Annotated in this window: 9 protein-coding genes (1 of these 9 only partly in view); 4 read left to right on the top strand and 5 right to left on the bottom strand. The window is 72.5% G+C overall.

Features of this window, described 5'->3' with window-relative positions; all coding sequences use genetic code 11:
* Positions 1-83: 83 nt before the first annotated feature.
* From OG408_RS05935 to OG408_RS05925, 3 genes are all read left to right on the top strand, one after another.
* Positions 84-1,316 carry a sensor histidine kinase gene (locus OG408_RS05935; RefSeq protein ID WP_326668682.1) on the top strand — a complete coding sequence of 411 codons (1,233 nt, stop codon included), beginning with the start codon at positions 84-86 and terminating at the stop codon, positions 1,314-1,316.
* Positions 1,313-1,990: a response regulator transcription factor gene (locus OG408_RS05930; RefSeq protein WP_326668680.1), complete on the top strand. Its 678-nt coding sequence runs from the start codon at positions 1,313-1,315 to the stop codon at positions 1,988-1,990. Before OG408_RS05935 ends, OG408_RS05930 begins: the two co-directional genes overlap by 4 nt.
* A gap of 98 nt (positions 1,991-2,088) precedes the next feature.
* Positions 2,089-3,171: a prephenate dehydrogenase gene (locus OG408_RS05925; RefSeq protein ID WP_326668678.1), complete on the top strand. Its 1,083-nt coding sequence runs from the start codon at positions 2,089-2,091 to the stop codon at positions 3,169-3,171.
* 35 nt (positions 3,172-3,206) lie between these two features.
* Here the strand turns inward: OG408_RS05925 and OG408_RS05920 are convergent, their stop codons facing one another.
* From OG408_RS05920 to OG408_RS05900, 5 genes are all read right to left on the bottom strand, one after another.
* On the bottom strand, positions 3,207-4,220 hold the full coding sequence (locus OG408_RS05920; RefSeq protein ID WP_326668676.1) for a pyridoxal-phosphate dependent enzyme: 1,014 nt from the start codon (positions 4,218-4,220) through the stop codon (positions 3,207-3,209).
* Between the two features lie 18 nt (positions 4,221-4,238).
* Complete coding sequence (locus tag OG408_RS05915; protein WP_326668674.1) at positions 4,239-5,522, bottom strand: beta-ketoacyl-[acyl-carrier-protein] synthase family protein; 1,284 nt, start codon at positions 5,520-5,522, stop codon at positions 4,239-4,241.
* The gene (locus OG408_RS05910; RefSeq protein WP_326668672.1) at positions 5,519-5,764 is read right to left on the bottom strand and encodes a phosphopantetheine-binding protein; all 246 of its coding nucleotides are present in this window, start codon (positions 5,762-5,764) and stop codon (positions 5,519-5,521) included. The genes OG408_RS05915 and OG408_RS05910 overlap by 4 nt, the downstream gene beginning before the upstream one ends.
* A 101-nt stretch (positions 5,765-5,865) precedes the next feature.
* The gene (locus OG408_RS05905) at positions 5,866-6,900 is read right to left on the bottom strand and encodes a beta-ketoacyl-ACP synthase III (RefSeq protein ID WP_326668670.1); all 1,035 of its coding nucleotides are present in this window, start codon (positions 6,898-6,900) and stop codon (positions 5,866-5,868) included.
* A 132-nt stretch (positions 6,901-7,032) separates the two neighbouring features.
* Positions 7,033-8,250: a cytochrome P450 gene (locus OG408_RS05900; protein ID WP_326668668.1), complete on the bottom strand. Its 1,218-nt coding sequence runs from the start codon at positions 8,248-8,250 to the stop codon at positions 7,033-7,035.
* 235 nt (positions 8,251-8,485) lie between these two features.
* Here OG408_RS05900 and OG408_RS05895 point away from each other — a divergent pair, with 235 nt between their 5' ends.
* On the top strand, positions 8,486-23,590 hold the 5' portion of the coding sequence (locus tag OG408_RS05895) for a non-ribosomal peptide synthetase (protein WP_326668666.1). Its footprint extends 2,982 nt past the window's final position; the window shows 15,105 of its 18,087 coding nt (coding positions 1-15,105); its start codon is at positions 8,486-8,488; its stop codon lies off the right edge, out of view.

Below are 23,590 nucleotides of genomic sequence, written 5' to 3'. Positions count from 1 at the left end.
ACAGCGAGGCCCGCGAACGTCATCCGTGGTTGTACTCCCACGGGCTGATGACCTTGACAGCGGTCGCGCCTAGGATTCGGTACATGTCAGTACAGCCCGGACAACCACCGCTGATCAGACGCCTGTCACCCGGACGCTGGACGGGAATAGTGTGGGTCGGTGCCATGTTCTACGCGTGCATCGACGAATTCGTCATCCTGCCGGGCGACCGGACCCGGGACGACCAGCTCACCGCCGGTCTGGACCTGAAGGTGAGCTGGCCGATCCTGCTGGGTGCCGCGGTCCTGGTGCTGGCCGCCTGCAGGCTCCTTGAGCGGCGCCCGCTGGTGGCCTACGCGCTGTTGCTGATCGGTTCGGCCTTCGGGGCCTCGCTCCTCGGCCAGGCCGACGAGTTCCCGCTGGTCCAGATCCTGGCGCCGGATGTCGCCCTGTACTTCATCGCGGCGGCGACGAATCGGCGTACCTCGCTCTACGCGGCAGGGATGGCGCTCGTCGGCCTGCTCATCCCGCTGACGGTACGACTGTCCCAGCAGGGTGGCACGATCAACACCGCCGGGCAACTCGCCGTGGCCCTCACGGTGCTCGTGGCCTGGCTCCTCGGCGACTCCGCCCGTCAGTCCCGGCTGCACGCCGAGCAGGTGCGGGCCCAGGCCGCCACCCAGGCCGTGACCGACGAACGGCTGCGCATCGCCCGTGAGCTGCACGACGCCGTCGCGCACACGATGGGCATCGTCGCCCTGCAGGCCGGCGCCGCCCGCCGGGTCATCGACACCCAGCCGACCCGCGCCAAGGAGGCGATCGGAGAGGTGGAGAACGCGAGCCGGGAGACCCTGGCCGGGTTGCGGCGGATGCTGGGCGCGCTGCGGGAGACGGACAGCGGGGAGGCCTCCGTGTGGGAGGCGCCCGGCCTCGACCAGCTCCACCGGCTCGCCGAGGCCACCACGGCCGCGGGGGTGCGGACCATCCTGGAATGGCACGGGAAGCGGCGGCCGCTGCCGCCGGACATCGACCTGTCCGCGTACCGCATCGTCCAGGAGTCGGTCACCAATGTCGTCCGGCACGCCGGCGCGCGTGAATGCCTGGTCCGCATCGGCTACGAGGAGGACGAGCTGTCGCTGGAGGTCACCGACACCGGCCGCGGCCCGGCTCCGGGCTCCGACTCCGGCTACGGCCTCGTCGGCATGCGCGAGCGCGTAGCCCTGTTGCACGGGGACCTCTCAACGGGACCACGTCCCGGCGGCGGCTTCCGGGTGGCCGTCCGGCTGCCCGTACCGCAGTCGGCGCGCCGTGCGCAGTCGACGGCGGCCGCCTCGTGACCATCCGTGTGGTCCTCGCCGACGACCAGCCCCTGGTCCGCGCCTCGCTGCAGATGGTCATCACCGACGCGCCCGACCTGGAGGTGGTCGGGGAGGCGGGTGACGGCGCCAAGGCCGCGGAGCTCGCGGAAACCCTCGCTCCGGACGTCGTCGTCATGGACATCCGCATGCCGGGCACCGACGGCATCGAGGCCACCCGCCTCATCGCGGCGGGCCGGAGCGGTGCACGTGTGCTGATGCTGACCACGTTCGACGACGACGAATACGTCTACGGCTCCCTGCGCGCGGGCGCCTCCGGATTCCTGGTCAAGGACATGGCCCTGGACGACATCCTGGGCGCGATCCGGGTCGTCTCCGCGGGCGACAGTCTCATCGCGCCCAAGGTCACCCGCCGGCTGATCGCCGATTTCGCCGCCCGGCCGGCCGATTCGGCGGAGCCGGCCGCGGCGTCGCCGCGCAGCCTCGACGGCATCACCGGCCGTGAGGGAGAAGTGCTCACCCTCATCGGCAGTGGCCTGAACAACGCCGAGATCGCCGACCGATTGTGCATTAGTGTCACCACCGCCAAGACGTATGTGTCCCGGCTCCTCACCAAACTCGACGCGCGCGACCGTGTGCACCTCGTCATCCTCGCCTACGAGGCGGGGCTGGTGACCACCGCAGACCGCGAGTAGCCCGTACGCCCTGCCGACGCGCCGTGCCTGCTCCGGCCACCGGTCCTCGGGCCCGTGCAACGTGTGAGGGACCGGCCGAAGGGAACGGAACACGCATCATGCGTTCAGCGCTCGTGATCGGCACAGGCGTGATAGGCACCTCGGTGGGGCTGGCTCTCAGGGCGCAGGCTGTGACCGTGCATCTGCGCGACGTGGATGCGACGGCGGTCCGGACGGCCGCCGCACTGGGTGCCGGGCTGCTCGAGGCGCCTTCCGCGGCCGTGGACCTGGCGATCATCGCGGTGCCTCCGGCGCGGGTCGGGGCCGTGCTCGCCGAGGCGCAGGCCCACGGTGTCGCCCGGCACTACACCGACGTCGCGAGCGTGAAGGCCGAGCCGGCGCACCACGCGGCCGCCTTCGACTGCGACCTCACGCACTACGTCGGCGGCCACCCCATGGTCGGCTCCGCCCGCAGCGGGCCGCTTCCGGGGCGCGCGGATCTCTTCGAGTGGTGCACCTGGGCCCTCACCCCCACGGCGACCACCACCACCGAGACGCTCAACACGGCCCTGGATCTGGTGGCGTCCTGCGGTGCGGTGCCGGTGGTTCTCGACGCCGGCGCACACGATCGCGCGGTCGGCCTGACGTCACACACGCCTCATGTGCTGGCAAGTCTCGTCGCCCGGCGGCTGCTGACCGCCGACGAGCGCGCGGCGGACCTTGCCAGGCAGCCCCTCCGGGATCTCACGCGGACCGCCGAGGCGGACCCCCGGATGTGGCTGGACGTCCTGAGCGCCAATGCCGCGGTGGTCGCCGACCTGCTCGACGAACTGGGCGCGGATGTCGCGGAGATGGCAGCCGGCCTGCGCTCCATCGCCTCCACGGACGAGGCCAAGCGCCGGGCCGGGGCCGACCTCGTCGAGACCATGCTCGTGCAGGCCCGGGCCGGCCGCGCCCGGATCTCCGGCAAACACGGTGCCCGGCCCGAGAGGTTCGAGGTGATCGAGGTCGTGGTCGGAGACCAGCCGGGCGAGCTCGCGCGGCTGTTCACGCACGCGGGCCGCGCGGGGGTCAACATCGAGGACATCCGCATCGAGCACGTTGCCGGCCATCCGGCGGGTGTGGCTCATGTCAGTGTGCTGCCCGGTCATGTGGAACCGCTGCGGGATGTCATTCGAGCCAGGGGCTGGCGGGAGCGCTGAGCGGTTTCTGCAGCGCGAACGGCTGCCTGGTGAACCTATTCGGCCAGCAGAGTGGTGAGCAGACCGGGGTCGACGTTCCCGCCCGAGAGCAACACCCCGACGTCGGTTCCGTGTTCGGTGGCGCAACTCAGCGCTGCCGCCAGCGCGGTGGCGGCAGCCGGCTCGATGACCAGACGGGCGTGCAGGAAGGCGGCGCGCAGCGCGTGGGCGATGGCTGCCTCACGTACCGTGGCGACAGCGGTTACGGCCTGCTGGGCGAGGCCGAACGGGAGGACGCCGATGCGGTCGGGACGCAGCCCGTCGGCGATGGTGTGTCCCGCCGTCACCGTCACAGGGCTCCCGGCCTTCCGTGCCGCCGTGAAGGACGGCACTGCCGCGGGCTCCGCCCCGATCACCGCCACACCGCGCCCCTCGACCGCGAGACAGGCGCCGGCGACGGCGCTGCCCCCGCCGATCGGGACGAAGACGGCGTCGAGCCGGCGTTCCTCCGCGGCCACCTGGTCGACGAGTTCGGCCGTGGCGGTGCCCTGGCCGGCGACGACCCGCGGATTCTCGTAGGGATCCACCGCGTCGAAGCCCCGCAGCGCGCGCAGTTCTTCGAGTACGGCGTTCCGCTCGGCCAGCAGCGTCCCCGCGAGCACGACCTCGGCACCGGTGTCCTTGATACGCCGGACCTTGGCCTGTGACGCGTCGACAGGGAGCACGAGCGTCGCGGGCAGCCGGTGCTCACGGGCCGCCAGGGCGACCGCGATGGCGTGGTTGCCCGTGCTCTGGGCGATCACCCCGCGACTTCCCGAAGCGGCGAGCCGGTCCAGGGCCAGCAGCGCGCCCCTGACTTTGAACGATCCGCCGCGCTGGAGGTTCTCGGCCTTCAGCCACAGACGTACTCCGGACATCTCGTCCAGTTGCTCGGAGCGTATGACCGGGGTCTTCCAGATGCGCCCCGCCAGGCTCTGCCGGGCACGGTCGATGTCATCGCGGTCCAGCCGTGGGCCGCCTTCGCCCGCCCTGGAACCGGTGTCTCCTTGATGAGTGCGCGTACTGCTCACTGCGGCTCCCTCCGCCCTTCAGGGCGAGCCGAGGACGACCACGGCGTTGTGTCCGCCGAAGCCGAACGAATTGCTGACGGCGAAGGAGACCGGGGTGTGCCGGGCCGCGCCGTGAACGAGGTCGATGTCCGGCATGTCCGGGTCCGGAGCCCCGAAGTTCGCCGTTGCCGGGATGACGCCGTGGTGGACGGACAGCGCCGTGAACGCGGCCTCGACCGCGCCGGCCGCGCCGAGCATGTGGCCCGTGACGCCCTTGGTGGAGGTCACGGCGGAACGCCCGCCGAAGACCTGGTCCACGAGACGGGCCTCAATGGCGTCACCCGTCGGGGTGCTCGTGGCATGGGCGTTGACCAGGTCGATGTCCGAGGCCGAGACGCCGGCATCCGCCAGCGCACGGGTCACCGCGAGCCGTGCGGCGTGCCCCCCGGGGTCGGGCGCGGTGCGGTGGTGGGCGTCCGCGGTCTCGCCGTAGCCCAGCAGGCGCGCGTAGCCGCGTCGTCCCCTGGCCCGGGCGTCTCGTGCCCGCTCCAGGACGAGTACGGCCGCACCCTCGGAGAGCACGAAGCCGTCCCTGTCCCGGTCGAACGGCCGGGAGGCCCCCGCGGGGTCGTCACTGCGCCGGGAGAGGGCCTTCAGCCGGTCGAAGCCGACCGAGACCAGGGGGATGGTGCCGGATTCCGTGCCACCCGCCAGCACCACGTCACAGCGGCCCGAGCGCAGCAGATCGAGTGCGAAGCCCAGGGCGGTGGTCGAGGCCGCGCAGGCAGTGGAGAGGCTGAGGGCGGGTCCGTGCAGCCCCAGGTCCATGGCGACGGCGGCCGGGGCCGTGTTGCCGATGGCCATGGGCACGGTCAGCGGGTTGACACTCCTCGGCCCCCGTTCGAGCAGCCGTTCCCCCTGGGCCTGCCAGGCGTCCAGACCGCCGACGGCCGTGCCCAGCAGGACGCCGGTCCTGGAGCGGTCCCAGTTGCCCTCGCCGCCCGGACCGTCACCAGCACTGCCCTGCCCGGCTCCGCCCGGGTCCACGAGACCGGCGTCGGCGACCGCCTCGCGCGCCGCCGCGACCGCGAACTGGGTGAACAGCGCCATCCTGCGGGCATCGGAGCCGAACGCCCCTTCCGCGTCGAATCCGGTGAGCGCACAGCTGAAGTCCACGGTGTGGCCCGCGAGACGCGGGTCGGACACCGCTGTCGGCCATCCCTCGCACACCGTCTTCCAGGAGGCCGCGGACGTGGGACCCGCCGGGGTCACCATGCCGATCCCCGTGATCACGACTTCGGCGGGCTCCGGGCGCGCGTTCATGCCGATGTTGCCGGGATGACGGCGCCGGAGGCTTCCAGGAGGTCCGCGAGATCGGCCACGGTCGTGTCGGAGGTGAGGTTCTCCTCCTCGATCGTGACGCCGAGGTCGTCCTCCAGTTGCGCGCCCAGCTCGGCGAGCAGCAACGAGTCCAGGTCCAGGTCCTTGAACGACCGCGTGGGCTCGATGGTCTCGGTGACCTTGTAGGTCGTGCCCAGCAGCCTGATCAGGTAGTCGACGTACATACGCCGGTCCTTTCTCTCGGTTCGCGCGAACCCCCGGGAACGGAGGTCCACAGGTCGTGGGTGAAGCGCGGAGGTCTCGGGGGTGAGGGCGGAGGCGAGGTTCAGAGCTCGGAGTGAACGGCCGTCACCTCGGGCCAGACCAGTCCGGCGGAGCCCCAGGTGAGTCCGGCGCCGAACGCGGTCAGCACGGTTCTGTCCCCCGGCCGCAGCCGCCCCGCCCTCTGCGCCTCGGCCAGCGCCAGGGGGATCGAGGCGGCCGCGGTGTTGCCGACCCGTTCGAGCGTGGACAGCGCGCGTCCGGGAGGAAGGCCGAGCCGCTGGGCCACGGCCTGAGTGATGCGGGCGTTGGCCTGGTGGGGGACGAGGGCGCCGACGCTCCCGGCGGTCCACGCGCAGTCCTTCAGCACGTGGAGCGCGGACGCGGTCATGTGATCGATGGCACGCAGGTAGACCTTCCGGCCCGCCATCGCGAACCAGCGCGGCCCCTCGGGCTGTTCGGCCTCTCCCGGAACGCGGATCAGTTCGGAGCCCGCGCCGTCGCTGCCGAGATCGAAGGAGAGCAGCGCGCCCTGCTCGTCGGCGCCGCCCCGGCGGAGGACCACGGCTCCCGCACCGTCACCGAAGAGCACGGCCGTGTCGCGGTCCAGGGGGTTCACGATGCGGGAGTACACCTCGGAGGCCACGACGAGGACGCTGTCGGCGATGCCCGCGGTGATGAGCCCGGTGGCCGTGGCGAGCGCGTAGACGAAACCGCTGCACACCGCGGAGACGTCGAACGCGGGTATCCGGTCCTGGCCGAGGCCCTCGGCGACCTCGGGGGCGGCGGCGGGAACGAGCCGGTCGGGCGTCGAGGTGGCCAGGACGAGCGCGTCGACGCTCCGCCGTCCCGCGGACCGCAGCGCGCCGTCGCCGGCGGCGACGGCGAGGTCGCGCATGGAGACCCCGGGTGCCGCGATCCGCCGCGCGGCGATTCCCGTGCGTGACCGAATCCATTCATCACTGGTGTCCAATTCGGCCGGCAACGCGGCATTGCTGATTTCCCGTACGGGGAGGCACGTTCCGATTCCGGAGATCACCGCGCTCGATCCCGCGCCGGTCCCGTCGTGCGGAAAAGGCCTGAGATCTGGTGTGGACATTTCGCACACTCCTTGAATCCCCCGCGTCGGCGCGGGCCGCAGAGCCATGTTCCCGAGTGAGTTCCCGAGAGGGGACCGTACACAGCCCCGTATCCGGCCGACAACAATTCGCGCGGGCGGAAGCAGGTCCGGTCAAACGGGTCGGGCGGATCGCGGCTTCAGCAGGACCGGAAGGCTCTCGGGGCCGTTGACGACGATGGAATCCAGCAGCTTCGGCTCACCGGCGAGTTCGATGCCGTCCGACTTCGCGAGCAGTTCTCCGTACAGCAGCCGCAGTTCCACCCGCGCGAGCATGCTGCCCAGGCAGAAGTGTTCACCGAAGCCCAGCGACAGATGCCGGTTCGGCTGCCGGGTCACATCGAATCGGTCGGGCTCCTCGAACACGGACTCGTCCCGGTTCGCCGACGGCAGCCAGAACACCACACGGTCGCCGGCCGCGATGCTCGTTCCCCGGATCTCGACCGGTCGCGTCGCCGTGCGCATGATGTGCGTGGCCGTCGACGTCCAGCGCAGCACCTCCTCGACGGCGGGCGCAAGGAGGGCCTGGTCCTCCTGGAGCATGCGCCACTGGTCCGGGTGCTCCAGCAGCGCCAGCATGCCGGCCGCCGCGGCGATCCGGGTGTTCTCCGTACCGCCGACGAGCAGGTTGTCGCAGTTGAGGATCACCTCCTCCGCGTCCAGCCGCTCTCCGTCGACGGTGCCCGTCACCAGCACACTCACCAGGTCGTCACCCGGCACCCGGGCCTTCTCCTCCAGGAGTTCCTCGAAGTAGCCGAGGATGTCCAGGTGCGCGAACCTGCGGGTCAGCGGATCGCCGGCGGCGAAGGCCCGGCTGGTCAGGTCGTACATGTGCTGCCAGTCCGACTCGGGTACGCCCATCATCCTGCAGATCACGTACAGGGGGATCCGCGCCGCGATCTCCGTGACGAAGTCACAGCTCTCCTGGGCCAGCGCCGAGGCGACGACGCTCTCGGCTATGCCGCGCATCTCCTTCTCCAGGGCCCGCACCGAGCGCACGGCGAACCACTCGTCCACCAGCTGCCGCAGCTGCCGGTGCCGAGGCGCGTCCGTGAGCGCCAGGGTGCGCCCCCCGCCAGGGTCGGTGCCATGGCTGGTGGGACGCAGCAGAATGCCCTGCGCCGAGCTGAACGTCTCCGCGTCGCGGTAGGCGGTACGGATGTCGTCGTACCTCGTCAGCGCCCAGAACGGGGGCAGTTCGGTCTCCGGGTGCCGGAAGACGGGCTGATGGGCACGGAGCCAGCGCCATTGGGCGAAGGGATCGCCATGCGAATACAGCCCGGGATCGACCAGGTTGATATCGGGTATCGGTTCCATCGGCTCACTCGGCATGCGCGATCCTCACAGATAGCACGGGCGACATCGGGGAGTGTTCAACTGAAGCAACGGCGCGGTTGAACAGCTTCCTCGAACGACCTTCGTTGTACCAGGATTCGGCCGCTGTCGCGGTGTGCGTCCGCGCGGACTGAGCGTTGAACAACTCCCCGTCGCTGAGTCATGGTGGATCATTCACCAGGGGACCGTCAGGGTATTCGCCCGGATTGTTGAGCGAAGAGGAGTCTGCAAAATGGCCATGGCTGAGGGCGGATTCCGAGAACTCATGGCGGGCCAGCTCGCTGTTTGGTACGGCCAGCAACTCGCGCCCGACAATCAGGGCTTCAACATCGCCGAATACCTGGAGATCGAGGGAGCCGATCCCGGTCTTCTGCTGAGCGCCGCACGGCTGCTGGTGGAGGAGGCGGAAGCGCTGCGCCTGCGCATCCGTGTCACCGACGGCATTCCCCGGCAGTACGTCCACGACGCGGGCGACTGTCCCGTGCACGTGGTCGATCTCTCGGCCGAACCCGACCCGCGCGCCGCCGCGCGGGAATGGATGGAGGCCGACCACAACACCCCGGTCGAACTGGGCGGCGGACCGCTGGCGTCGACCGCTCTCCTCACGCTGAGCCCCGATCTGGTCTACTGGTATCACCGGGCCCACCACCTGGCCGTCGACGGCCACGGCGGCTGGACCCTCACCAGCCGCTTCGCCGACCTCTACGCCGCGCTCGCGGAGAGGCGTCCGACACAGGACGGTGCGCTGGAACCCCTCGGCGCACTGCTGGAGTCGGAGCGCGACTACCGTACGTCCGACGCCCGGGCGCGCGACGGACGGCACTGGCACGACACCCTTGCCGACCTCACCGACGCGGAACCGCGCCGCGCGAACCGTGCGCAACGGCCCCCCGTCCGGCACACCGTGGACTTCCCCGCCGGGCACACCGCTGCCCTCAGGGAGGCGGCCCGGCGCTACCGGACCCTGCCTGCCTGGCTGCTCATCGCGGTCGGCGCACTGTACGAGCACCGCACCACGGGCAAGCGCGATCTCGTCCTGGGCCTTCCCGTGCGCGGCCGTTCGGGCATCCGCGAGAACGGCATCCCGGGCAACACCGCGAACGTGCTGCCGCTGCGCCTCACCGTCGGCCCGGACACCACCGTCCTGGACCTCGTGCGCCAGACCTCCGGCGCCGTCCGCGCCGCGCTGCCGCGCCAGCGGTACCGCTACGAGGACATGCTGCACGACCTCAAGCTGGTCGACAGTGATCTGTGCGGAACGCACATCAACGTCATGTCCCTCGACCGCGAGCTGCGGATCGGCGGACACCCGGCGACCCTGCACGTGCTCAACGGCGGCCCGGTCAACGACCTGCGCATCGACGTCTACGACAGCGACCAGATGCAGCTCTGCGTCGTGGCCAACCCGGACCTGCACGGTCCCAGGGAGACCGCCGACATCGCGCGGCACTTCCTGCACCTCGTGAGCTGGTTCTCCGCCGCCGCTCCCACCGCACTCGCCGGCCGGGCCGAACTGCTCGACGAGGACGAACTGCGCCGCGTGCTAACGGAGTGGAACGACACCGCGGTGCCGGTGTCGTCCGCCACCCTGCCGGAACTCTTCGAGGCACAGGTGGCACGCACCCCGGACGCGATCGCGGTGACCGCGGGCACCGACGTGCTGACGTACGCGGAACTCGACGCGCGGGCCGACCGCATCGCCCGGCTCCTGGCCGCACGCGGTGTCGGCCCCGAGGCGGTCGTCGCCGTGTGCATGGAGCGCGGCACCGGTCTGCCGGCCGCACTGCTGGGAGTCATGAAGGCCGGAGCCGCCTATCTGCCACTCGATCCAGAACACCCCTCAGAACGGCTGGCGTTCACCCTGGCCGACTCGGGAGCACGGTACGTGCTGACCGCGGGAGCGCAGCTGCCCGAGGTCGCGAGCGCGCCCGTGATCGACCTCGAGGACCCCGCCGTGTCGGCCGAGCTGGCAGCACTCCCGGCCGGGCGTGTCCGGCCCGGGGACCAGGGCGAGGCGCTGTCGCCCCGCCATCCGGCCTACGTGATCTACACCTCCGGTTCGACCGGCAGGCCCAAGGGCGTGGTCGTCGAGCACCGCTCCCTCGTCAACTTCCTGAGCGCGATGCGGGAGCACTGCCCGCTGGGTGCGGAAGACCGCCTGGTCGCCGTCACCACCATCGGCTTCGACATAGCGGCCCTGGAGCTGTACCTGCCGCTGCTCTCCGGAGCCCGGACGATCCTCGCCACCGGCGACCAGGTGCGCGACCCGCTCGCCCTGCGCGAGCTGCTGGCCTCCAGCGGCGCGACGGCCATGCAGGCCACGCCGAGCCTGTGGCACGCGCTGATCGCGGACGAGGAGGCGGACGCAGCAGCCGGGCACGTGCTGTCGGGGGTGCGGGCGCTCGTCGGCGGGGAGGCGTTGCCCGCCGGGCTGGCCACCCGCCTGCGCGAACGCGCCGCATCCGTGACCAACGTCTACGGCCCGACCGAGACCACCGTCTGGTCCACCGCTCTGCGGATCGACGGGGCCGCAGGCGAGGCACCGTCCATCGGCCGCCCGATCGCCAACACCCGCGCATACGTCCTCGGTTCCGGTCTCGCCCCCGTCCCGCCCGGGACCGAGGGCGAGCTGTACCTCGCGGGCGACGGGCTGGCCCGCGGCTATCTGGGACGTGCGGGACTGTCCGCCGAACGGTTCGTGGCCTGCCCGTTCGGGACGCCCGGCACACGCATGTACCGCACCGGCGACCTGGTGCGGTGGAGCCACGACGGTGAGCTGGAGTTCGTCGGCCGCGTCGACGACCAGGTCAAGGTGCGCGGCTTCCGTATCGAACTCGGCGAGATCGAAGCCGCCCTGGCCGGCCATCCTTCGGTGTCGCGCGCCGTCGCCGTGGCCCGTACGGAGGCGGACGGCGACCGGCGTCTCGTCGGCTACGTGGTGCCCTCGGCCGGAGACGGGCGCGAGGACCGTGCGCACCCGGACCCCGACGTGCTCATCGCGGCGGCGGCCGAGCGGCTGCCCTCCTACATGCTCCCCTCGGCCGTCGTGGTCCTGGACGCGCTTCCGTTGTCCCCGAACGGCAAGGTGGACCGCGCGGCGCTGCCCGCACCCGACTACGGGACGAGCGGTGCCACAGGCGGCAGGGCGGCCACGAGCCCGCAGGAGGAGATCCTGTGTGCCGCGTTCGCAGAGATCCTGGGCCTGCCCTCCGCCGGCGTCCACGACGACTTCTTCCGTCTCGGGGGCCACTCGCTGCTGGCCGCACGCCTCCTCAGCCGTATCCGGACGGTACTGGGAGCCGAGCTGCCGCTGCGCACGCTGTTCGACGCGCCGACTCCGGCCGGGCTCGCCGTACTGCTCCGCGGTGCGGGCGAGGCCCGTCAGCCCCTGACGGCGCGGGAGCGCCCCGGGAGGCTCCCGCTGTCCTACGCACAGCGCCGGATCTGGGTCGCCGACCGCATGGCGGACGGCGCACACACGGCCTACAGCATCCCGGTGGCCGTGCGTCTGTCGGGCTCCGTGGACCGGGCCGCGCTGGCAGCCGCGTTCCGCGACCTGCTGCTGCGCCACGAGGCGCTGCGCACGGTCTTCCCCGTCGCCGATGGTGAGCCGTACCAGCGCGTTCTGGGCCCGGAGGAGCCGGAGACACTGGGCTGGGAGCTGCGCTGCGCCGAGGCCGGGTCCGGCGAGCTGGCCCGCACCCTGGCCGGGGAGAGCGGGCGCCCCTTCGATCTGGCGGCCGAACTCCCTTTGCGGGCGGCGCTGTTCACGACCGGAGCGCAGGAGCATGTCCTCGCGCTGACCGTGCACCACATCGCCGGGGACGGCTGGTCGATGGGCCCCCTCGCAGACGACCTGGCGACGGCGTACGCCGCCCGCGCGGAGGGCCGGGTGCCGGAATGGGCGCCGCTGCCCGTGCAGTACGCGGACTACGCCCTGTGGCAGCGGGAGCTGGTGGAGGGGAACGCCGGTCCCGGGAGCACGCAGGCCCGCCATCTGGCGTACTGGCGCGAGGCCCTGGCAGACCTTCCGGACGAGCTGGAGCTGCCCGTGGACCGGCCGCGGGCCGCCGTCGCCTCCCACCAGGGGCACCTGGTCCCCCTGAACGTCCCGGCCGGGACGCACGCACGGATCACGGAGCTCGCGCGCGCCGAGGGCGTCACCGTGTTCATGGCGCTCCAGGCGGCACTGGCTTCACTTCTGTCGCGGCTCGGCGCGGGCACGGACATTCCGATCGGTGCCGCGGTCGCCGGACGGCCCGACGAAGCCGCCGACGGCCTGGTCGGCTGCTTCGTCAACAGTCTCGTGCTGCGCACCGACCTGTCGGGCGATCCGGCCTTCCGTGACGTGCTGGGCCGGGTGAGAGAGACGGCTCTCGCGGCGTTCGCACACCAGGACGTGCCGTTCGAGAGGCTGGTCGAGGAGCTGGCGCCCGGCCGCTCGCCGTCCCGGCACCCGCTCTTCCAGGTGATGCTGACGCTGCAGAACAACGCCGAGGCCACGCTCGACCTCCCCGGCATCACCACCGAGGTGCTGCCGGGGGGTCCGACGGCCTCGAAGTTCGACGCCGAGCTCGTGATGACGGAGCAGTACGACGCCGACGGCTCGCCCGTGGGACTGACGGGTTCGCTGACGGTCGCCGCCGATCTCTTCGACGCGGGGTCCGCCGAGCGGCTGGCGGAGCGATTCCAGCGTGTACTCGATCAGGTGGCCGCCGCCCCGCAGACCCGCCTGAGCGCGGTGGACGTGCTGGGGGAGGCCGAGCGGCACGCGGTGGTGGGCGGGTGGAACGACACCGCGCGGGACGTGGGAACGGCCACGCTCCCTGAGCTCTTCCGCGTGCAGGTGGCGCGGACACCAGAGGCCCTCGCGGTCGTCTTCGAGGGCGAGCGGCTCACCTACGCGCAGCTGGACGCGCGGGTGGAGCGGGTGGCACGGGTGCTGGCGGGGCGGGGAGCCGGGCCGGAGAGCGTCGTGGCGGTGTCGCTGCCGCGCTCCACGGAGCTGGTGATCGCACTGCTCGCCGTGCAGCGTGCGGGAGCCGCGTATCTGCCGCTGGATCCGGATCTCCCGGCGGAGCGGCGCGAGATCATGGTCGCGGACGCCGGTGCGTCGTGTGTCGTGGAGGGCGGGCTCCCGGAGGGTCCGGAGGGTGACCTGCCCGGTTCCTACGACCCGCGGAGCCCTGCCTACGTGATCTACACGTCCGGGTCCACGGGCCGCCCCAAGGGGGTGATGGTCCCTCACCGGGGGATCGCGAACCGGCTGCTGTGGATGCAGGACGAGTTCGGTCTCACGGCCGAGGACCGGGTGCTGCAGAAGACCGCCTCCGGCTTCGACGTGTCGGTCTGGGAGTTCTTCTGGCCGCTGCTCGCCGGTGCGGCGCTGGTGGTGGCGCGGCCGGAGGGCCAGTGGGACCCGGCGTACCTGGCCGGTGTGATCGCCGAGGAGGGCGTCACGACCGTCCACTTCGTGCCGTCCATGCTGCGGTCCTTCCTCGACGAACCGACGGCCGCCCGGTGCACCGGACTGCGCCGGGTGCTGTGCAGCGGGGAGGCGCTGTCCGCCCCGCTCGCGGCCCGCTTCCACGCCCTTCTGCCGGCCGGGCTGCACAACCTCTACGGGCCGACCGAGGCGTCCGTCGACGTGACGGCGGCACGGGTGGTGCCGGGCGCGCCGAGCGTCCCGATCGGGCGTCCGGTGTGGAACACCCGGACCTATGTTCTGGACGCCGCTCTGCGCCCGGTGGCCCCGGGCGTGGCGGGGGAGCTGTACCTGGCGGGCGCGCAGTTGGCGCGCGGGTACCTGGCGCGTCCGGACCTGTCCGCCGAGCGGTTCGTGGCCTGCCCGTTCGGTGGTCCGGGCGAGCGCATGTACCGGACGGGGGACCGGTCCCGGTGGAACCGGCAGGGCGAGGTCGAGTACCTGGGCCGTGTCGACGACCAGGTCAAGATCCGCGGCGTGCGGATCGAGCCGGCCGAGGTCCATGCTGTCGTCGCCGCACACCCGGGCGTGACCCAGGCCGCCGTCGTGGCCTGTGCGGACGTACCGGGTGAGGTGCTGCTGGCCGCGTACGTGGTGGGTACGGGCGATGACCTGGCCGGACAGGTACGGGAGTTCACCGCCGCGCGGCTGCCCCGCTACATGGTGCCTTCGGCGATCGTGGTGCTCGACGCGCTGCCGGTGACCGTCAACGGCAAGCTGGACCGCGCAGCCCTGCCGGCACCCGACTTCGCCGCGCTCGCGGGCAGCGGGCGCGGGCCGTCGGGCGCCCGCGAGGAGCTGCTGTGCGCCGTCTTCGCCGAGGTCCTCGGGCTGGCGACGGTCGGGGCAGAGGACAACTTCTTCGCGCTGGGCGGCCAGTCCCTGCTGGCCATCCGGCTGGTGGAGCTGCTGCGGGCGCAGGGCGTCTCGGTGTCCGTGCGCGCACTGTTCGAGGCGCCCACACCCGCGGGGCTCGCCGCCGCGGCCGGAGCCGCGCAGGTCGTCGTACCGGAGAACCGGATTCCGGAGGGTGCCACCGCGCTCACCCCCGCCATGCTGCCGCTGGTGCAGCTGGCGGACGAGGAGCTGGCGCGCGTCGTCGCGGGCGTCGAGGGCGGCGCGGCGAACATCGCCGACGTCTACCCCCTCGCGCCGCTCCAGGAAGGCCTGCTCTTCCACCATCTCCTCGCGGACGGCGGCGAGGACGGGTATGTCATGCGTGCCCTGCTGGAGTTCGACTCACGTGAGCTGCTGGACGCGTTCGCCGGTGCGGTGCAGCGAGTGGTGGACCGGCACGTCATCTACCGCACCTCGCTCGCCTGGCAGGGGCTTCCCGAGCCGGTTCAGGTGGTGTGGCGCAGCGCCGGGCTGCCCGTGACGGAGGTCGTCCTCGACCCCGGGGCCGAGGATCCGGGCGCCGCGCTGATGGGCCTGGTCGGCGGGACCATGGGGCTCGACCGGGCACCGCTGCTCGACCTGCACGTCGCCGCCGCCCCGGGCGGCCGCTGGCTGGCGCTGGCCCGGATGCACCACATCGTGCGCGACCACACGGCGCTGGAAGTGCTGCTGGAGGAGGTGGAGGCGTTCCTCGGCGGCCGCGGCGCGGAGCTCCCCGAGCCGCTGCCGTTCCGCAACTTCGTCGCCCAGGCACTCGGAGGCGTCGAACGGGCCGCGCACGAGCGGTACTTCGCGGGACTGCTCGGTGACGTCGACGAGCCGACCGCGCCGTACGGACAGGCCGACGTCCGCCACGACGGCTCGGACTCGGTCCACGAGGTGCTTCCGCTCGCACCGGAGCTGGACGCACGGCTGCGCACGGCCGCGCTCCGGCTGAGGACGAGCACGGCGACCCTCATGCACGTGGCCTGGTCCCGTGTCCTGTCGGTGATCAGCGGACGCTCCGACGTGGTGTTCGGCACGGTGCTGTTCGGGCGGATGAACGCGGGAGCGGGCGCCGACCGCGTCCCCGGCCCGTTCATGAACACCCTTCCGGTGCGCGCCCGTACGAGCGGTCTCGGAGTGCTGGACGCGGTGACCGCCATGCGCAGCCAGCTCGCCGCGCTCCTGGAGCACGAACACGCCCCGCTGTCGGTGGCCCAGCAGGCCGGCGGACGCGCCGGGGACGCCCCGGTGTTCACGTCCTTCCTCAACTTCCGCCACAACACCGGCCAGGGCACCGAGTGGTCCGTGCCCGGCGCCCGCCTGCTGATCTCCCGCGAGCGCACCAACTACCCCCTCGTGGTCCTGATCGACGACTACGGCGACGGCACCTCGGTGTCCGTGGACGCCGTCGCCCCGATCGAGGCGCGCGAGGTCGCCGAACTGATCCGTACGGCCACACGCAATCTGGTCGACGCCCTGGAGACGGCGCTGGACGGCGGCCCCGAGGCCCGGCTCGGCGAGGTCGGGGTGCTCGACGCGGACGAGCGTGCGCGGGTGCTGGAGGAATGGAACGGCACGGCGGCCGAGGTACCCCCCACCACCGTGACAGCCCTCTTCGAGGAGCGCGCGGCACGGGCGCCCGGTTCCCTTGCGGTGGTCTCGGGGGACGAGGCCGTCACCTACGGCGAACTGGACGCGCGCGCCAACCGGTTGGCGCACTTCCTCCGCGGGCAGGGCGTGGGTCCGGAGTCCGTGGTGGGACTCTGCCTGCCGCGCGGTCCCGAGATGATCACCGCGCTGCTCGGTGTCTGGAAGGCGGGTGCCGCCTATGTGCCCGTCGACCCGGGGCATCCGCCGGAGCGCGTCGCGTACGTCCTGGCCGACAGCGGAGCGGTGCTGCTGCTCACCGACGAGGAGACCCTGGAGGAGCTGCCGGCGGGGCGGGTGCGGCTGATCGCGCTCGACGACCCGCTGACCGGGATGCAGCTCTCCGCCGCCCCGGCCGGACCCCCGCCGGCCGTGACCCGGCCGGACGGACTCGCGTACGTCATCCACACCTCCGGCTCCACCGGCCGCCCCAAGGGCGTCGCGGTCACTCACCGAGGTCTGGCCAACTACGTCGTCACGGTCCCCGACCGGCTCGGCTTCGCGGCGGACGGGGGCCGCTACGCGCTGCTGCAGGCGCAGGTCACCGACCTCGGCAACACGATCGTGTTCGCCGCGCTCACCCGGGGCGGCGAACTGCACGTCCTGCCCGAGGAGTCCGTCACCGACCCGGAGGCGGTCGCCTCGTACCTCCGCGAGCAGCGCATCGACCACCTCAAGGCCGTGCCCTCCCACCTGGAGGCCCTGGCCGGGGCGCGGGGCGCTCGCGCCGTGCTTCCCGCCCGGTCGCTGGTGCTCGGCGGCGAGGCCGCCTCACCACGCCTCGTCGCGGACCTGCTGGCGGCGGCACAGGACGGACAGGAGGTCTTCAACCACTACGGTCCGACGGAGACCACGATCGGCGTGGTCACCACACGCCTGACCGGGGCGGCCGGGGCGGTGCCGATCGGCTCCCCGGTGGCCAACACCCACTGCTACGTGCTCGACGAGGCGCTCGCGCCCGTGCCGCGCGGCGTGACCGGTGATCTCTACGTCTCGGGCGCACAGCTCGCGCGCGGCTACGCCGGGCGCCCCGGCGCGACCGCCGAACGCTTCGTGGCCTGCCCGTACGGAGAGGCCGGGGCCCGGATGTACCGCACCGGGGACCGGGCCCGCTGGACGGCGGACGGCGAGCTCGTCTTCGGCGGCCGTGCCGACGACCAGCTGAAGATCCGCGGCTACCGCGTCGAGCCCGGTGAGGTGCGGTCCGTCCTCGTCGAGCACCCGCTCGTCACGCAGGCCGCCGTCGTCGCCCGCGAGGGGACGCTCGTGGCGTACGTGGTCCCCGACGAGCCCGGCGAGGACGAGGGACTGCCCGCCGCCGTACGGGAGTTCGCCGCACGCCGGCTGCCGGAGCACATGGTGCCGTCCGCCGTGGTCGTCCTCGAAGCGCTGCCGATCACCGCGAGCGGCAAGCTCGACCGCAAGGCGCTGCCCGCACCCGACTTCGCGGGGGCCGCAGGCGCGGGCCGGGCACCGGAGACCGAGCGCGAGCGCGTGCTGTGCGCGGCGTTCGCCGAGGTCCTCGACCTGGAGAGCGTCGGCGTCGAGGACGACTTCTTCGAACTGGGCGGCCACTCGCTCCTGGCCGTGCGGCTGGTGGAGGTGCTCCGCTCCCAGGGCGTCTCGGTGTCCGTGCGCGCGCTCTTCGACACACCGACGGCGGCCAGCCTGGCGCAGTCCGTGGGCGCGGAGGAGGTGGCCGTGCCGGAGAACCGGATACCGGAGGGCGCCACCGCGCTCACGCCCGGCATGCTGCCGCTGGTCGAGCTGACGGACGAGGAGCTGGCGCGCGTCGTCGCCGGCGTGGAGGGCGGCGCGGCGAACATCGCCGACATCTATCCGCTGGCCCCGCTCCAGGAAGGACTGCTGTTCCACCATGTGCTCGCGGACGGCGGCGCCGACGCGTACGTGATGCCGTCCGTCCTGGAGTTCGACACGCGCGGCCGGCTGGACGCCTTCCTGAACGCGCTGCGCAGCGTCGTGGAACGGCACGACATCTACCGCTCCTCCGTCGTCTGGGAGGGACTGCGGGAGCCGGTGCAGGCGGTGTGGCGCCACGTCGGTCTGCCCGTCGAGGAAGTGGTCATCGCCCCGGGCTGCGCCGATCCGGTCGCCGAGCTCGTCGCGGCAGGCGGGCTGTCGATGGATCTGGGCAGGCCGCCGCTCATCGGCATCCACATCGCGGCCGCTCCGCGCAGCGAGCGCTGGCTCGCGCTGCTGCGGGTGCACCACATGGTGCGCGACGGCACGGCGCTGGACGTGCTGCTGGGCGAAGTGGAGACGCTCCTCGCCGGGCGCGGCGACGAGCTGCCCGAACCGGTGCCGTTCCGCAACTTCGTTGCCCAGGCCCGCGGCCGCGTCGCACGCGCCGGTCACGAGCGCTACTTCGCCGAGCTCCTCGGCGACGTCGAACGGCCGACGGCCCCCTACGGGCTGGTCGACGTGCGGGGCGACGGCGCCGACGTCGAGCGGGCGGAGCTGACTCTCCCCGGCGCGCTCGACGGGCGGCTGCGGGCGGCCGCGCGGCGCACGGGTGTGAGCGCCGCGACCCTCATGCACGTGGCATGGGCGCGGGTGCTGGCGGCCGTCAGCGGGTCCGACGATGTCGTGTTCGGGACGGTGCTGTTCGGCCGGATCACGGCGGGGCCCGGGGCCGACCGGGTGCCGGGGCCGTTCATCAACACGCTGCCGGTGCGGGTCAGGACCCATGAACTCGGTGTGCTGGCGGCCGTCGCGGCCCTGCGCGGGCAGCTCGCCGAACTGCTGGAGCACGAGCACGCGCCGCTGGTCGTCGCGCAGCGCGCCAGCGGAGTGCCCGCGGAGACCCCGCTGTTCACCTCGCTCCTCAACCACCGCCGCAACGCCGGCCAGGACATGGACGAGCGCTGGGACACCGCCATGGCGGGCACCCGGCTCGTCTACTTCCGGGAGCGCACCAACTACCCGCTCAGCCTCTCCGTCGCGGACGACGGAGCCTCGCTGGGCCTGGTCGTGGACGCGGTCGCCCCCATCGACCCGCACGCGGTCGCCGTGCTCACGCGCACCGCGGTGAACGGTCTCCTCGCCGCCCTGGAGACGGCGCTTGACGGCGGCCCCGAACTGCCGCTGAGCGCTGTCGACGTACTGGACGAGGACGAGCACCGCCGTCTCACGGAGCAGTGGAGCGGCCATGTGCCGCAGGGCCTGGTGCCGCAGTTCCCGGAACTCGGTGGCGCGCAGGGCGACCGGGGACCTGCCACGGCCACCCGTGCCTATGTGCTCGACCGGTACCTGCGGTCCGTTCCGGTGGGCGTCGACGGTGAGCTGTACGTCGCAGGGGCGGACGGCGCACACGGGTTCCCGGACCAGCCGGCCGAAACGGCCGGGCGCTTCGTCGCCTGCCCGTACACGCCAGGTGGACGGATGTACCGCACCGGTGAGCGCGCCCACTGGACCGCCGACGGGGCCCTGGTCCCGGCAGCCGGCCAGGACCGTCACGCGACGCCGCCGGACGACGAGGAGCAGCCCGCCTCCGCCGCGTCCCGTGCTCCCCAGAACATCTGGGAGGAGCTGCTGTGCGGGCTGTTCGCGCAGGTGGTGGGCCGGGACGAGGTCGGTGTGCACGACGACTTCTTCCGGACGCTGGGCGGACACTCGCTGATGGCGACCCAGCTCATCAGCAGGGCCCGCGCCCTCCTGGGCGTCGAGGTACCGCTGCGCGCCCTGTTCGAGGCACCGACACCAGCAGGACTCGCCCGGCGGCTGCCCGGTGCCGCGGCTTCGAGGCCCCCGCTGACCGCAGGGGAGCGCCCCGAGCAGCCGCCGTTGTCCTACGCGCAGCGAAGGCTCTGGTTCCTCGGCCAGTTGGAGGGGCCGAGCGCGACCTACAACATCCCGGTGGCGCTGCGGCTCACCGGCAGCGTCGACCGGCAGGCACTGGGCGTGGCGCTGCGCGACGTGCTGGGGCGGCACGAGGTGCTGCGGACGCGGTTCGAGGTGGCGGACGGGAGCCAGGGCGAGCCGTACCAGAGGCTCGTGCCGCTGGAGGACCTCGACTGGGAGCTGTCTGCGGTCGCTGTCGCGCCGGACGGACTGGACCGGGCGCTGGCGGAGGCGTCCTCGTACGCCTTCGATCTCGCGCGGGAAGTGCCCGTCCGTGCCTGGCTGTTCGGCACCGGGCCCGGGGATCACGTGCTGCTCGTCGTGATCCACCACGTCGCCACCGACGGCTGGTCGGCAGGACCGCTCGCACACGATCTGTCGGACGCCTACGAGGCGCGCCGGGAGGGCCGTGCGCCCGAGTGGGAGCCGCTGCCCGTGCAGTACGCGGACTACGCGCTGTGGCAGCGGGGGCTGCTCGGCGAGGTGTCCGAGCCGGACAGTCTGCTCGCCCGTCAGGTCGGTCACTGGCGGACGGCGCTCGCCGGAGCTCCCGAGGAGCTGGTGCTGCCCGCCGACCACGCCCGGCCAGCCGTCGCCTCGCACCGCGGCCACCGGATCCCGCTGGAGATCCCGGCCACGGTCCACGCCCGGGTCGCGGAGCTGGCGCGGGCCCAGAACGTGACGGTGTTCATGGTGCTCCAGGCCGCGCTGGCCTCGTTGCTCTCCCGGCTGGGCGCGGGCACCGACATCCCGGTCGGCTCGCCGCACGCCGGCCGTTCCGACGAGGCACTCGACGACCTCGTCGGCTACTTCGTCAACACCCTGGTGATACGGACCGACGTGTCCGGAGACCCGACCTTCCGGGAGACCCTTGCCCGGGTCCGCGAGGCGAGTCTGTCGGCCTTCGCGCACGGTGACGTGCCGTTCGAGAAGCTCGTGGAGGAGCTGGCTCCGGGCCGCTCCCTGGCCCGTCACCCGCTCTTCCAGGTGGTGCTGAACCTCCAGAACAACGCCGGGTCCGTGCCGCAGCTGACCGGGTTGCGGGCCGAGCCCGTGCCCACGGGGCTGTCGGAGGCCAAGTTCGACCTCGACATCGGCGTGGAGGAGACCTTCGGCGCCGATCGCTCGCCCGCCGGAATGCACGGCAGGGTGGTCGCGGCCGCCGATCTCTTCGAGACGGAGACCGCCGAGCTGTTGACGCGCCGCCTCGTGCGGGTGCTCGACCTGCTGACCCGGAACCCGGAGACCAGGCTGAGCGCCGTCGACGTCCTGGGCGACGACGAGCGCTCCCGGGTGCTGGAGACCTGGCAGGTACCGCAGGCGGTACCGGCTCGCTCCGCCACCCTGCACGAACTGTTCGAGGCGCGTGCCGCGGGCGACTCCGACGCGGTGGCGCTCGTCCCGGAGCACGGCGACCGGGTCACCTATGCCGACCTGGACGCGCGGGCCAACCGGATGGCACGGCTGCTCCGGGCACACGGCGTGGGCCCGGAGGCGGTCGTCGGTGTCTGTCTGGAACGCGGCACCGACCTGGTCGCCACGCTGCTCGGCGTGCTCAAGGCAGGCGCCGCCTACCTCCCGGTCGACCCCGCCTACCCGGCGGACCGCATCGCGTTTCTCCTCAAGGACGCCTCGCCGGCGGTGGTGGTCACGACCGCCGCGCTCGGCGAGCGGCTGGAGCCGGCCGGCCAGGGGCCGGAACTGGTCACACCCGACGACGCACGGGAGCTGGACGGCCGGCCGCTGACGGCCGGCGAGCGGCAGCCGAGGCTGCCCGACCATCCGGCATACGTGATCTACACATCGGGTTCGACCGGCACCCCGAAGGGAGTCGTGGTCACCCATCGCGCCGTCACCGACCTGTTTGCGCAGTCGCGCGGCCTCTTCGGCTTCGGGCCGGACGACGTGTGGAGCTGGTTCCATTCGTTCGCCTTCGACTTCTCCGTCTGGGAGATCTGGGGAGCGCTGCTGCACGGCGGTCGCGTCGTCGTGGTGCCGTACGAGGTGTCCCGCTCCCCGGAGGAGTTCCTGGAGCTGCTGGAGCGTGAGCGCGTGACGGTGCTGAGTCAGACGCCGTCCGCGTTCTACCAGCTCATGGTGGCGGAGGAGCGTCGCCCCGATGCGGTCGCCGCGCTGCGCACCGTGGTGTTCGGGGGCGAGGCCCTGGACCCGGCGCGGCTCACGGGCTGGTGGGAGCGGCACGGGAACAGCGGGACGAACGGTCCCCGGCTGGTGAACATGTACGGCATCACGGAGACCACGGTCCACGTCACCTTCCGCGAGCTGGCCGCCCGGGACACGGCGGGCAGCGTCATAGGCCGCGGGCTGCCGGGACTGAGCGTCTACGTCCTGGACGAGCGGCTGTCACCCGTGCCCGTCGGGGTCGCCGGTGAGATGTACGTCGCGGGGGAGCGGCTGGCGCGCGGGTACCTGGGACGCGCAGGGCTGACGGCCGAGCGGTTCGTCGCCTGTCCGCACGTGCCCGGTGGCCGCATGTACCGCACGGGGGACCGGGCACGCTGGACCGGGGACGGGGAGCTCGTCTTCGCCGGCCGGGCCGACGACCAGGTGCAGATCCGGGGCTTCCGGATCGAGCCGGGCGAGATCCAGGCCGTGCTGGCCGAGTGCCCCGGCGTGGACCAGGTCGCGGTCGTCGCGCGGGAGGGTGCCACCGGCGACGTCCAGCTCGTGGCCTACGTCGTGCCCCAGCAGCCTGCCCGGGGCGCGAGCGCACTGCCGGGAGCCGCCGAAGCCGCGGCGGATGCGGAACTCGTGCCGCTGGTGAGGGGTTTCGCGGCCACTCGGCTGCCCGGCCACATGGTCCCCGCAGCCGTCGTCGCGCTGGAGGAACTGCCCCTGACCGTCAACGGCAAACTGGACCGCAAGGCCCTGCCCGCGCCCGACTTCGCGGCGCTGGCCGGCGCCGGCCAGCGGATGCCGGCGAACGATCGGGAGGAGGCCGTGTGCGCCGCGTTCGCCCAGGTGCTCGGCCTGGCGACCATCGGCATGGACGACGACTTCTTCGCGCTCGGCGGCCACTCCCTGCTCGCCGTCCGGCTGGCCGAAACGCTGCGCGAGCGCGGCATGCCGGTGTCGGTACGGGCCCTGTTCGAGACACCGACCCCCGCGGGGCTGGCCACGGCGACAGCACCCCGGCAGATCGTGGTGCCGGCGAACCGTATTCCGGCCGGTGCGGCGGTGCTCTCGCCCGGGATGCTGCCGTTGGTGGAGTTGTCGGATGTGGAGTTGGCGCGGGTCGTGGCGAGTGTTGAGGGGGGTGGGGCGAACGTTGGGGATGTCTATCCGTTGGCTCCGCTGCAGGAGGGGTTGTTGTTCCATCATCTTCTGTCGGAGGGTGGTGAGGACGCGTATGTGCTGCCGACGGTGTTGGAGTTTGCTTCGCGTGGGCGGCTGGATGCGTTCGTGGGTGCTTTGCAGCGGGTGGTTGACAGGCATGACATC

The sequence above is a fragment of the Streptomyces sp. NBC_01257 genome, assembly GCF_035917255.1.
In the GTDB taxonomy this organism is placed as follows: domain Bacteria; phylum Actinomycetota; class Actinomycetes; order Streptomycetales; family Streptomycetaceae; genus Streptomyces.
The sequence above is the reverse complement of the archived record's forward strand: the minus strand, read 5'-3'. Positions and strand labels throughout refer to the sequence as shown.